Source organism: Dyadobacter chenwenxiniae (genome assembly GCF_022869785.1).
GTDB classification, from domain to species: Bacteria; Bacteroidota; Bacteroidia; order Cytophagales; family Spirosomataceae; genus Dyadobacter; species Dyadobacter chenwenxiniae.
The window spans coordinates 442,614-456,150 of the sequence record NZ_CP094997.1 but is presented as its reverse complement, the minus strand read 5'-3'; the positions used below and the strand labels follow the sequence as shown (position 1 = coordinate 456,150).

The window sequence follows — 13,537 nt, the reverse complement described above, 5'->3', positions numbered from 1 at the left end:
TTATTCGGTTAGCCAGGCGGATTTTGCCATAGAGGAATCCCTGGCGATCAGCTTGGCTTCCATCAGGATCTGCTTCATTCCTTCGTCTGGGTTTTTGAGTTTTTTCAAGAGATATTCGACGGATGTTTTGCCCAATAGTTCCAATGGCTGACGCAAGTAAGTGATAGGGCAATAGTAAAGATCAAAAACCTCTGCCTGACCAAAACTGACAATCGCAAGATCCGAAGGCACTTTCAGCCGCAACTCATTGATGTATTTCAACCCATTGATAGCCAGACCGTAAGTCGCGAAAATCAATGCCTCCACTTTGTGATCTGACGCCAGGATTTCGTCGATGGCGATCTTTACATCACGTTCTATGGTTTCAAACATCACCTCTTTCAGCCAGTTGCTGTCAAACTCAATGTTGTTATCGCTCAGCGCGTGTTTGTATCCCCTGATTCTTTCTACCATGTGATACATCTCTGATTTGTAAGCGATTAGCCCTATTCGTTCATAACCTGATTGGATCAGATGAATTCCCGCGTCATAGGACGCTTTGTAATTGTTGGTTGCAACGAAATCCGTTTGAATGTCCGGGAAATGCCTGTCCAGCAGCACGAAAGGCAGATTTCTTTCTTTCAAATATTGAATCTGGTTCTCTGAGCCTTCGCAGGAAACGATGATGAATCCGTCCACTTGCCTGTTGATAAGCACATTGAGCAAATCCCAGGACTTGTCGGCATTTTCATCACAGCTTCCAATAATCACCGTGTAACCGTTTCGCTTGGCTTCATCCTCTACAACCCGGGCAATGTTGGCAAAGAACGGGTTTGAAATGTCTGCTATAATTAGCCCGATTGTGTGGGTTTTGCCACTTCTGAGGCTTTTGGCAAGGTGATTGGGCTGGTAATTGAGCTCTTTGGCGATTTCTCTCACCTTCTTGGCGATCACCTCCCCCACCCTGGTTTCCTTTTCCTTCCCGTTGAGGACATAGGAGACCAGTGCGGTTGATACGCCAGCTTTTTGGGCTATGTCTTTGAGAGATGTTTTTTTCATCTTTTTCTTTTGCCCCGGGCTTAAGCCCGGGGCAATTGATTGATTGATTTGTGATAATGAATTAATATTATTCTGTAAATAGAATTTCATCCTTTTAATTGCCCTGGGCTAAGCCCAGGGCAATGTTGTTGAATTTTAGGGGCGAATTAATGTGCCATCGAACTTTCTTACTTGCCAGTTGGATTTTGTTGTGATTGGGTATTTCGCGGCAGCTTTTTCGTCGATATCGACGCCGATGCCGGGCACTTCATTTACAGACATGTAACCGTTTTTCATCGTAGGGCAGCCGGAGAAAACTTCTTGTGTTTTTTCATTGAAACTTACGGCTTCCTGGATTCCGAAATTCCACACTGCCAGGTCAATGTGCGCGTGGGCGGAGTGGCCTACGGGTGAGACGTCACCCGGTCCGTGCCAGGCCGTTTTAATGTTAAACCACTCTCCTAACCGGGCCACTTTCATGGCTGGCGTAACCCCGCCGATCTGCGAAACGTGGATGCGGATGAAGTCGAACCATTGATTAACCATCGGTTCTACAAATTCATTGACATTGTTGAAAAGCTCGCCCATGGCAATCGGGACCGTCGTGTTTTCACGCAAAATCTTAAACCACTTCTGGTTTTCGGGAGAAAATGGATCTTCGATAAAGAACGGATTAAACTCTTCCAGTTTCTTGATCATGTTGATCGCATTCATGGGCTGTACGCGCTCGTGAATGTCGTGCAGCAGTTCAATTTCTTCTCCGCAGCTTTTTCTAACTGCTTCAAAAAGTTTAGGAATAGCCTTCAAATAGCTGTTTTCATTCATAAAACTGTCAGTAGGACCGCCGAAGTTTTCCTTTTTGAAATCCGGCTGTTCGGCTGTGCTGCCTACTGCCCCATAACCGCCCTGCTGGATGCGAATGTACTTGAAACCGCGCTCCTGAATGCTTTTTACGCTTTCGACGGTTGCCTCGGGCGTGTTGCCATTGGCATGGGTGTAACAAGGAACAGCAAACCTCACTTTTCCGCCCAGCAGCTGATAAAGCGGCATGCCCGCACGTTTTCCTTTGATATCCCAAAGCGCCTGATCCAGACCGCTTAATGCATTGTTGAGCACCGGGCCATTCCGCCAATATGAACTCACATAGGCCCCATGCCACATATCTTCAATCTGGTCCACATCTTTCCCGACGCAGAATTCATTCAGATAAGTGTTGATCGCGACCAGCACGACGGCGGCACGCTGCGTGAAAGTGGCACAGCCCAGGCCATATAATCCAGGCTCGGAAGTCTCTACTTTTACCACAATCAGGTTGGAGCCTTGCGGCGCTGTGGCGATGGCCCGGACGCTTTTGATGGTGACCGGTTTCATGGCCTTGGCATAATGCGGCGTCTCCTTTTCTTCCCGTGCTTTCGCACTGGCAGTTCCGCCGAATAGGCCTAATATTCCTGCTGACCCGGTCAGGCCCAATGCTTTCATCGTTTCGCGACGATTCATATTACTATGATCCATATGTTTTGGGATAAATGAAAAAGTTAAAGGTTTAGGCATTAAAAGTTTCTGTGCTACAAGGTTTTACTTCTTATCCCACCAAACGCGTGTGTTCAGGTCATTGGGCCCCTGCCGGGCATTGGCATCGTTCACATTTTGCAGGTTTACAATGATTTCGCTGTCGGGATATGGCATGCGTCTGATGAAGTCTTCTTTGATCTCCGCGCCCGGATAGGGGTTCTTCTTCAATGTGGGAAAACCGCTTCTTCTGAAATTGGCAAAGAGCTCGTTTCCGTCCAGGAATGAGGCGACCCAATACTGGGTGTTGATCTGCTCTAATGCTTTGGAAGCATCCAGCCGATGCGTTTTGAGATAAGCCTGAATGGCATCTTCCTTAATGGCTGCGCTTGGATCATAAAGTCCCATTTGTTCTAAATGTGCCCTCACACCATTGGCAAAATAAGTCGGTGCAGTGCCGCTTACCCAGCCGCGAACGGCTGCTTCGGCTAGCAAAAGCTGATTTTGTGCATAAGTAATGTGAAATTCCGGCGCATCCAGTTTGAGGACTGTTCCCAGATTCACCTGTGAGAAATCCCACAGGCTTGCCACACCATTTTGTGTCAAAACCGTGTTGATGGTCACGTCATTGTAACCCATCGGCATGCCTATCTGCACTTTCGGGTCCGACGATGCGCGGGCTGCAACCTGCTCGGGCCCGCCTTTCGCGCCTACGTAACGGACGGCCATGACAGCCAGTCGCGGGTCATTGTTTTCTTTGAGATAATTGACAAAAGGCGCGGCAAGATAAAAGTTTGTTTTTTCCCTTGCGGCCAGGTGATTGGCAATATAATTATTGTAAATGGCCGTGTGCCGAATGGTGGAATTATCAGCATTGCTCTCAAACAATCCGCCAGCAACGGCCTTGGTAACATACGTTTTGGCCGTAGTCTGATCCACTTTTGTCAGGCGCATGGCGGCGCGCAGCATTAGCGAATAGCCCAGCTTTTTCCATTTGGCAACATTTCCTCCATACAAAATATCGGTTGTTACGGCCGGCTGGACGATGTCCAGAGCGCCTGATGCTTCGTCCAATTCCTTTAAAATATCCTTATAAATGGCTTCCTGCGGATCGTATTTTGGCCTGATCACCTCACTAATGTAACCCTGCCCTGCCTCGAAATACGGAATGTCTCCATAGGTGTCTGTCAGGATCATGAATGCGTAGGCTTTCCAGATGCGGGCGGCGTGATAAATATTTGCCTGAGCGGGGTCGTCCTTGGTCTGATCGGTCACTGCAACGACTTGCTTGATCACATTCCGGTAAAAATTCACCCAAACGAGCGGCGTGTTGGCATTATTATACTGGTTGTAGTTTCCACCCGAAAGCGAGCTTCCATAGGGCGTAATGATCTGTTGCACAATGCCAAAATTGTAAGTCAGCATGCCCAGTGTCGAGACGCCGTCGAGATAAGTGGTGCTGATAATGGCTTTGTTCAAAATCAGCGATGGCGCCAGCGAAGTCGGGTCAACTTTGTTGGTATTGATCTCGTCAAAACCTTGGTCGCAGCCTGTTATCACGCCGAGCGATAACAAGGTTGCCAGTATGTATTTTGAGATATTTTTCATTTCAATGCTGTTTAAAAGTTGGATAACCGCGCTTAGAATTTCACATTCAGGTTAAAACCGATGCTTCTTGTAGGCGGCAGGCCCGGCCAGAAATCCAGTCCGGTTGCATTATCCGAGGAGTTCAGCACTTCTTCGGGATCCATATTTTCCGTCCATTTCTTGATGATCAGCACATTGTTGGCTACAGCGCTTAACCGCAGGCCTTTGACAAAGAAATTTTCGGGTAGCAGCTTTCCAAGATCATAGCTGAGCGTGATCTGGCGCAGTTTCCAGAAACCAGCGTTGTTTACAAAATCTTCATTGACACCCAGTGGGTTAACCGATTCGTAAAATGGCTGAACGGCCGCCTTTGTCTGATTAACCTCGCCATCCGGATTCACACCATTGCCGATCACAAATCCTTCCGCACGACCGGGAAGCGTCCTTTTGGACAATCCATGGCGCAGATAATTAATGTTCCGGCCGGCGATCATCTTATGTCCCAGCTTGAAATCAATCAGCGTCGAGAGCATTATCCCTTTGTATGTGAATGTGTTGGTGATCCCGCCGAAATACTTGGGAAGCGCATTGCCAACATTGCGCAAAGTGTTATTGCGGATGGGCATGCCGCTGTTTTTATCAAAAACCTGCCTGCCCTGCGCGTCACGCTGATACATAAATGTGTAAAGCTGGCCCAGCGGCTTTCCAACCACCATGTTCAATGTCCGGCCGCCTCCGCCGCCCACCGTGATAACCGTATCTTTCTCGGCCAGCCCCAGTTTCAGCACTTTGGAAGTGTTATAGGAAACATTGAAACTCACATCCCATTGAAAGTCATTCGTGCGCACCGGCGATCCCGTCAGCAGCAACTCGATTCCTTTATTCATACTCCGGCCGACATTGATCAGCTGGGCGGTGTAAGAAGATGCATCCGATATTTGCGCGGCAAGAATCTGATCGTCAGTCGTTTTGTGATAATATGTAAAATCAAATCCGATCAGATTGTTGAAAAGCTTCATTTCCAGGCCAGCTTCCGCTTCCTTAATGCGCAGCGGCCGCAGGTTTTTGTTAGGAACCGTCAAGGCATTTATGCCGCCCACAGGCACGAGCTGGCCGGAGGGATTGGGGAAAGAATTGTTGTCGACCTGATAATAAAGCGCATTCGAATAGGGGTTCACATTGTCCGATCCAACCTGCGCATAAGCGGCCCTCAACTTGCCAAAAGTAATCCAGGGAGGCAGGTTGGCAAACGCCTGCGAAAAGATAAAACTTCCTGTTACAGAAGGATAGAGAATGCTTCGGTTCTGTGGCGCCAATGTTGAAAACCAGTCGTTTCGGGCGGTAACGTTCAGGTATAAAAACTCTTTATAAGAAATTGTCGCTGCTCCGTATAAGGAATTGATTTTCTTTTCAGACAACGCATAAAGCGGGTTTTTGACGCGCCCGTTCATCACAGTGTAAAGCCCCGGCTGAATGAAATCCTGGACCGTGACGCTGTTGTAGTCCATGCGTGCATAACGCTGGTTACCCCCTAATGTCACATCAAGACCGATGTCGCCGAAATTGTGGTTTCCGCCCAGAATGAAGTCAAAATTCCGCTCCGTATTGCGGCGGATATCCTGTGTAAACTGGCCGTTTACATAACCCACAGGCGCTTTTGCGATGGGTGCGTAGCCGTTTGGAATGTTGTACTCCTGGTTGCGGACGTAAAAGTCCTGCGCAATGCGGCCTTGCAGATAAAGCCAGGGCGTAAACTGATATTTCAGGGCAATGTTCCCAAAAATCCTATCGCGGGAAATGGTTTCAAAGTGCTTGCTCATGGAATAATAAGGGTTATTCCGCACCAGGAAGCGTGAAAATACAAACTCATCGCCATTGGACTTCGTTTGGTTTTGTTCGAGTGCTTCCAACGGCATTGAATTGGCCAGGGTCATGATCACCGTGGAGACTGCAAAGTCCTGAGTGTCAAGCTGCGGCGGGTTCGTGTTCTTCTCTTTGGAATAATTAATATTGCCAAAGGCTGTGAGTTTCTTTGAAATGTTCTGCGTGAATCCCAGGTTGACAATCTTCTTGTTGAATTTGTTATTCTGCATTATGCCCCGATTATCCGCATTGGCCAGCGACAAACTAAAACCGCCATTGGGGCCATTGTTGGAGACGGTCACAGTGTTGGTCATGTTTGTTCCGGTGCGGTAAAATTTCTTAATGCGGTCAAAAACAGGCTCATAGGGCCAGGTTTCGTTATCAAAAAGCACTTGCGTCATACCCGGTTCGAACTTCTCTCCGAAGCTCCAAACACCGGAAGTCGGATCGGCGGAAGTAGGTCGTTTACCGCCCTCGCCCTGCCCGTATTCGTATTGAAAATCAGTGAAATCCAGGGGTTGATCCGTAGTGAAATTCATGTTGTATTCCAGTCCGATCCCTTTTCCAGTGCTCCGGTTTTTGGTCGTGATCATGACCACCCCATCCTTGGCTCGCGAGCCGTATAAAGCAGCGGCTGTGGCTCCTTTCAGCACGGTCATGGATTCAATGTCGTCGGGATTAATGCTTGAAAGCCCGTCGCCGCCGTCGGAAGCATTCATGGATCTCGGCCCGAAATCGCCGCCGCCTGCATAATTGGAATTGTCAATAGGAACGCCGTTTACAACGATTAAGGGGCTGTTTTGACCATTAAACGAAGATTGTCCGCGGATTCGGATCTTTGCCGTTCCGCCCGGGCCGGTGGATAAAGACGAAATGTTCACACCAGCCATTTTCCCCTGCAGCGAGCTGACCACATTAGGAGTTCGATTGGTTGAAATCTGATCTGCATTCACCGTCGCCGTGGCATAACCCAGCGTTTTGGCCTCCCTTTTGATGCCGAGCGCCGTTACCACAACTTCATTTAAATTCTTGGATTCCAATGCCAGCTGCACATCAATCACAGACCGCGAATCGACTTTTACCGTTTGCCCCACATAGCCGATATAAGAGAAAACAAGGCTCGAATTGGCCGACGCTTCTATGGTAAATTTCCCATCCGAAGTTGTCACGGTTCCCTGCTGCGTGCCGCTTATGAGCACATTCACACCGGGGAGCGGCTCATTTTCCTGGCCTGTTACGATTCCGGTAATACTGCTGTTTTGAGCCCATGCTGCGATGCAAAGCAATGTAAACAGCCATGTCATTGTAAAAATTCTTCTCATCTCCGCATTATTAAATGTGAATAATAAATGGATGAAACAGACTAACTATATACTATATACGCACAGCGATATTCCCTCATCTGACCGAGGATTTCAGCCAAATGGGCATTGTACAAGATAAAAATGGGCAGCATATCCGCTTTACAGTGTTTTCGCACTGTTTAATCGATTAAGCAAAGGATTACAATTGATTGCTTTGAGCTGAATGGTTAATAATAAACAACTAACGCTTTTGCAGGATTGAATTTGGTATAATCTGAAAATAGAAACGCACGGACGCTATAACAATACAAGGTCTCTACCGATATTTTTATAATAATTCTTGCATTAAGATTATAATGTGCTTCCAAATGTAAGTTTAATCGTTTAAACAAAAAACTTTTCGACACAAAATTTTTATATATTTTACCTAAATAGGCCTATTATGCGGCGTAATGGCGCTTAACAGGTCTGCAAATCTGGTTTTGTGCTATATTATTTTGATTTCACTGGCCCTGAAACGGATCACGACCTGTTCCAGAACATAGCTTCTGAATGTTGTTTCAGAATAAACGCTGGTAAGCCAGACCATGACTTTAAGCTCAATGCTATCGCCCGAAACTGCGCTGAGCAAAACCTGGCGCGGCGCTTTTTTCACAACACCCTCTGCTTTGTCGACGATCTCGTTGATTATTTTTTTAACCTGCTCCAAGTCAGCCTCTGGGCTTATTTTAAATGTCACCTCACTTTTCAAACGGGCATTATTCGTTGTATAATTGACCAGCCTGCCTGAAAGCAAATCTCCATTGGGAATAATCACCTTTGAACCTTGCGGCGTCAGCATTCGGCTGGAACGAATGCCGATGTCGAGTACTTTCCCCTTTTTATCGGCCAGCTCGATATAGTCACCGATCGTAAATGGTTTTTCAAATATCAAAATGATCCCTGAAACGAAATTGTTGACAATGTTCTGCATTCCAAGTCCGATCCCTACGCCGAGCGCACCAAGCAAAACAGTGATCTTAGTGAGCGGAACGCCGGAAGCTGTGATGGCAAACAGAAAGCCTACCACTATGATCACCAGCCTGATCAATGCCAGCTTTGATCCCTTATGCACTGTTTCGGTCGTAAAATTCACATCTGGCCCGGAGAAAAGCAGGCCAATGTGCTTTTGTAAATTATTGGCCAACCAGATGATCACAGAGAAAAACAGCACATTGGCTAACGTAAATGTGATTGAGCCGAATGTGCGTGGCTTTTCCAGGATTTGTAGTAAGAATCCGAAGATCGGATCGACAATATTCAGGTTGATACAAAACATAAGCACCCATAGAAGCACTGATACAAAGGATATTAACTGCCTGAACGTTGCACGGCTTTTCTCAATATTGATGCGGGAAAATAACCGTTTCGAAGCGACACTTACCTTCGTATGCAGCTCTAACGCTTCTAAAACCACATGCACGAAAATGCCCAGGCTCAAAACCTGGATCAGTCCGCTGATGGCGGTCACACTGAAAGATTTCGCCAGTGAAATCCGCCCCAGTGCATTCAGGATGATTGCCAGAATGTTGAGAATGATGTAGATGATCAGTACGGGCTTAATGAACTTTTCTTCCATCCTGACCTCTCGCAACTTCCGGAAAAACCATACGCCGAATGCAATAGAGCCTGCATTGAGCGCCATAAGTGCGAAACGGGAAACGAAGGATTCGGTTACTAAAATGTTGCTGATGATGGTAAGCACATACAGCACCAGCACAGAAAACCACCAAAGGAGTTGCTTTCCCGGCAACCTCTTCATGAAAAAAACCGTCATCGTGATCAGAAGCAGAAACTGATTAAGCTCGATATAAATCGATGGTGATCTGGGTTCGAATAATGGCGTAATGTTGAAAAGGAATATAAAAGCGGCTAGTATGGGCCTTGGATTAATGTATTTGAAATCCAGCACTCCAATTTCTTTGCTGACCGCAACTGCGGAAGCCAGCCGGAAATTGACGAATATCCAGACAAAAAATCCCGCAGAAACCAGTAAAAGCAACACACGGTTATCCCAGGTCGACTGAAAAAAGTAACGTAGAATTTTGTTTTGTCCGGTGTAAGAGACTTTTATAATATCATTCAGGCTGGATTTATTGCTGCCCTTTGATGCCTTCCAGATGTAGCTGGATTCCTTACCCAGTAAGTTTCGGCCCGACTCCTTTATGTAGTCATTGATGGTCGTTTGCAGGTCAGTAGCACGGAAATAAACCTCTGACACCGCTGCCAGCAAATTGCTGACCGTATCCAGGTTTGAGGTCGTGGCTTTCCCCGCAAGTTGTAATTTCTGTTTTAAATCTGCAATCTGGCCCGAGTAGAGTTGTTTTTGTGACGAATCGCCGGCTTCAACGGCCAGCAGCGAGTCGCGGCTAAATTCAATGACCTGTTCGGAAAGGAATTGAAGCTCAGAATTGTGTTTGCTGAGCGTTTTGCGCCATTGCCCGGTCTGTTGCTGCACATCGGTCAGTATTAGCCTGTAATTTTGTAAATCCTTATTTCCGGGAATGGCATTTTCAACGCTTACTGCATTCTGGATCTGGTCAACATTATGCTTTATGCCAGCCAGCTCCTCTCCGATCACTTCGGTATCGTAACCCCTTTTGTTGACTGCATTGATCTGCGTGATCACCGCCTGGGCCTTCTCGATCCGGAATAATAATGTGTCGGGAATGACAATTGTGCGCGCGGGATTTTTCGTGGTGTCCTGGGCCGCAATTTGCAGCGAAATCAGGATTGTGATCAGGAGTATTGAAAAAAATTTGGTGTTGGTCATATGGTTTCTAGCGGTCCACGAACTTTAAAATCCCTGTTTAAAGACTAAAAATCGTACCAGCCTGCTGCCAATTTGCCTGACAGTTGCCATATACGCAATGCAAACCAGCCTTCTAAAATGACAATTAATCCTTGTCCACCAAAACAATATTGCTGGGCCGATCCGGGTTATCGGCACCATTGCCAGACGTTTGCAGCTTCAACATTTTGCCCGTCTCTTCGGCTTCTTCCAACAGCTCAAAAACCTTTCGCTCGCCAACCATCAACAGGGCCTGGAAAAGCACGCCTGCATACTTACTCTCTTCACTTTCCGGCCCTTTTGCTTTGGCCAGGTCATTGTAATGCCCAAAAAGATCTTTCCCTTTTCCCATAGTGCCGATTGTTTTTGGTTAAAAAGTGAATGGGACGCCCGACTTACTCAAAGTGATGCCCGTTCATTCCGTTCCCACATAATCTCTGACGTCCTGTTCCGAAAGCTCGGCAATCGTTCAACAAGTATGCCTGCAAGACGGAAAATACTGGCATCATTGTTTAATATTTCATCCAAAACAAGCTTATTCATAATCGTTACTATGCCATGCCCGAGGGACCGTCTATTGTTATTTTAAGGGAATTGATCGAGGAACTAAGCCTTGAAAATGCTGTGATCAGATTAGTGGAGGGCAATTCAAAGATAGACAAGGACCGATTGACGGATCAGAAGGTTATTGCTTTCAGATCGTGGGGAAAACACTTCCTTGTGTGTTTCGAAGATTTTACCCTGCGTATCCACTTTATGCTTTTTGGCTCCTACCTGATCAATGAGCGAAAAAAAACGCCACCACGGCTGACACTGGTTTTTGATGATGCGGAACTGAACTTTTACGCCTGCTCCGCCGCCATCCTTGACCAGCCCGCCGACGAAATTTACGATTGGAGCGGTGATATTATGTCCGAATCGTGGAGTTCGACAAAAGCGATCAAAAAACTGAAACTCGTTCCCAAAATGCTGGCATGTGACGCCTTACTGGACCAAAATATTTTTGCGGGAAGCGGAAACATCATCAAAAACGAGGTGCTTTTCCGCATTATGGTTCACCCGCTCAGCCTGATCGGCGCGCTGCCGGAAGCAAAACTGAAAGAATTGGTTAGGGAAACCCGGAATTACAGCTTTGACTTTTTAAACTGGAAAAAAGAATTTACCCTGAAAAAACACTGGCTGGCTCACACGAAAAAAATGTGTCCACGCTGCCTGATTCCATTTCATAAGGAATATTTAGGTAAAACAAAAAGAAGAAGCTACTTCTGCGAAAATTGCCAGAAGCAATATGATTAGTGTGGCCAGGCGGTAATGCAGATCATTGGAAGATGGGAGCTAGCATGGAACTGCGCATGCATAATGCGGATAACCAGCAGGACGGATTGGTTTACTTCTTCCGCCGCGCCCTATTAAGCTGCATACGCTTGTAAATAAGGTTATTAGCATAAATAAATAACGCCAGCCCTATCAGGATTAAAACTGCGTTCAACTTATAGGAAAAACCGATGAACCTTTCTGCGCCATTTTTTGAGAGTTCAAATCTGAGCCATATACGCTCTGCAATGGTTGTCTCCTTGTCGAAAGGGAGCGCTTCGTCGTAAATAGGCTCGATAATGTAGCGGTTGTTGATATCGATATAGCCGTATTTATCATCAATGCGGACCATGGATATGCCGCGGTTGTAGTAGGAAGCGAAGTCATATTGGAGTGGCGTGCGGATTTTGCCTTTTTTGTCTATATGGCCGAATTTCCCATTTATTGCGACTGCCGACCGGTCTTCGTTCGTAAAGCCGGTTGCCTCATCATACAGGAAAGCAATGCGGGTTTTCCCGGTTTTGTCAATGCATCCCCATTTGTTGTTTTTCTTTACCCAAAATAGTCCAGACGTTGGTTTACGTGTGTCCGTATATAAAAAATCGGTGATAAGCTCGCCGGTAAAGACATTGATATACCCAAACTTGTCCCCGTACTTAACCCGCTCCATGCCCTGGCCCGAAAACTTGTATTCGGGATCGATGTCATCCAGCGAAACAGGCACGCGCAGGATCATGTTGTTGTCTATAATCCCATATTTGCCTTCATACAAAAAGTGATAAATGTACTTAGAGCTCTTCACCTCTTTTTCAATGAATGGACTAAAATTCCAGTTCAGGATAAAATAGTTACGGCCTTTCCACCAGAGAATGTCCTCTCTGGTGTCATAATTGCAGATCATGTCCACCTTTGCGGCAGAGATCAGGAAGTCTTTTTTGAAATACTGAATGGGAACTTTGTAAATTTCTTTTCCCGTGGAATCAATGTACGAAAGCCCGAACTGCTTTCCTGAGCGATAAATCACCCAGGTCTTCCCCTCATAAAACTTGTCGGTAGAAACGTAAATCGGCGGGATCACCACCTCGCCTCGCCGGTTGATGAATCCGTGGCGGCCCTGCTTTTTCTCATCCAGCTCCATGGGCACAAATTCGGCTAAATCTCCCGAAAAATCACCTATGTCGCGGTAAGCAGGCGTGAGCTTTTTCCCGTTGCCGTCAACCAAAAAGGTCTCATAGGCGCGGCAGGGAATGGTTATTTTTTTGACGACATACACCCCTTTGTAATCCTTAAAAACATTGTATTCCGAAAGCCACGGCTTCCCCGGAACAGAAACCGGTTGGCAAAACGCATTTTGAAAACTTGTCAGAATCCAAATAAAGACAATCCAGCTAACAGCCTTTTGAAACATCCCAGCAAAAGAATTTATCCAACATCCATTACATCAACAGCGACCAATATACCCATTATGCACATTGATTGGATAGGAAACAGTGTTTTTATCTTTAAATTAAGGTTGAAACAAATCCAGCTGAGCGAGCGGCCCGGCGGTTCCCAGCAACGGAAGCACGTCCACAACATCATACTGTCGGCGTTTTTCATTGAACTTCCGGATCGCAAATGCATCGCATGTAAAACTCGCTTCATATGTGCTCAGCGTGGAATATGCCAGCGCAATCCATTCTCGCGTAAGCCTGCGACCGATTGACATATGCGGGTTTTTGGACTCATCCGCCCACTTTTTAATGTATTGTTTTTTGAGTTTCTTATCAAATGCCTTTATCACAGCCTCACTACGGCGCCGGATCTCGGCCGACGAGTCGATTGTTGGTTTGATGTAAAATGCAGAATAATCAGCCCTATCAAAATCGTCAAATCCGGAAAAGCTGATTTCAAAAGGTGTTAATTCAAAAACGATCCGACGATATTCGGCCAGAATGTATGGAAAGTCATTTTCATCTGCCTCGAATCCATCCAAAGAAATGTGCGCCTCCGCATTGGCGCTGCCGTAACTTTTGCCAATGGCGGCCCGCAATTGCTGTTTCATCCCGGCCACTTCGAGAGATATTGGCGCGCCGGGCATGATGGCTAAGGAATATTGCTCCACGTATTTGTT

The 13,537-nt window shown here is 46.5% G+C and carries 9 protein-coding genes; 1 reads left to right on the top strand and 8 read right to left on the bottom strand.

Annotated elements, in window-relative coordinates; genetic code table 11:
- From MUK70_RS01825 to MUK70_RS01800, 6 genes are all read right to left on the bottom strand, one after another.
- Window positions 1-1,038: a LacI family DNA-binding transcriptional regulator gene (locus MUK70_RS01825; protein WP_234601979.1), complete on the bottom strand. Its 1,038-nt coding sequence runs from the start codon at window positions 1,036-1,038 to the stop codon at window positions 1-3.
- Window positions 1,039-1,173: 135 nt separating this feature from the next.
- A complete protein-coding gene (locus MUK70_RS01820; RefSeq protein ID WP_234601978.1) occupies window positions 1,174-2,529 on the bottom strand; it encodes an enolase C-terminal domain-like protein in 1,356 nt (451 codons plus the stop codon).
- Between the two features lie 63 nt (window positions 2,530-2,592).
- On the bottom strand, window positions 2,593-4,134 hold the full coding sequence (locus tag MUK70_RS01815) for a SusD/RagB family nutrient-binding outer membrane lipoprotein (RefSeq protein ID WP_234655623.1): 1,542 nt from the start codon (window positions 4,132-4,134) through the stop codon (window positions 2,593-2,595).
- A gap of 32 nt (window positions 4,135-4,166) precedes the next feature.
- The gene (locus MUK70_RS01810) at window positions 4,167-7,298 is read right to left on the bottom strand and encodes a SusC/RagA family TonB-linked outer membrane protein (RefSeq protein ID WP_234655624.1); all 3,132 of its coding nucleotides are present in this window, start codon (window positions 7,296-7,298) and stop codon (window positions 4,167-4,169) included.
- A 469-nt stretch (window positions 7,299-7,767) separates the two neighbouring features.
- On the bottom strand, window positions 7,768-10,092 hold the full coding sequence (locus tag MUK70_RS01805) for a mechanosensitive ion channel family protein (protein ID WP_234655625.1): 2,325 nt from the start codon (window positions 10,090-10,092) through the stop codon (window positions 7,768-7,770).
- Between the two features lie 124 nt (window positions 10,093-10,216).
- Complete coding sequence (locus MUK70_RS01800; protein ID WP_234655626.1) at window positions 10,217-10,462, bottom strand: hypothetical protein; 246 nt, start codon at window positions 10,460-10,462, stop codon at window positions 10,217-10,219.
- Between the two features lie 206 nt (window positions 10,463-10,668).
- On the opposite strand from MUK70_RS01800, the gene MUK70_RS01795 reads away from it, so the two are divergent.
- Window positions 10,669-11,406, top strand: coding sequence for a DNA-formamidopyrimidine glycosylase family protein (locus MUK70_RS01795; RefSeq protein WP_234655627.1), 738 nt, complete (start codon window positions 10,669-10,671; stop codon window positions 11,404-11,406).
- A 91-nt stretch (window positions 11,407-11,497) separates the two neighbouring features.
- Here the strand turns inward: MUK70_RS01795 and MUK70_RS01790 are convergent, their stop codons facing one another.
- Both MUK70_RS01790 and MUK70_RS01785 read right to left on the bottom strand, forming a co-directional pair.
- Window positions 11,498-12,832 carry a WG repeat-containing protein gene (locus MUK70_RS01790; protein ID WP_234655628.1) on the bottom strand — a complete coding sequence of 445 codons (1,335 nt, stop codon included), beginning with the start codon at window positions 12,830-12,832 and terminating at the stop codon, window positions 11,498-11,500.
- A 99-nt stretch (window positions 12,833-12,931) separates the two neighbouring features.
- Window positions 12,932-13,528 (bottom strand): 2'-5' RNA ligase family protein, encoded by a 597-nt coding sequence (locus MUK70_RS01785; protein WP_234655629.1) that lies wholly within the window; start codon window positions 13,526-13,528, stop codon window positions 12,932-12,934.
- Window positions 13,529-13,537 lie beyond the last annotated feature (9 nt).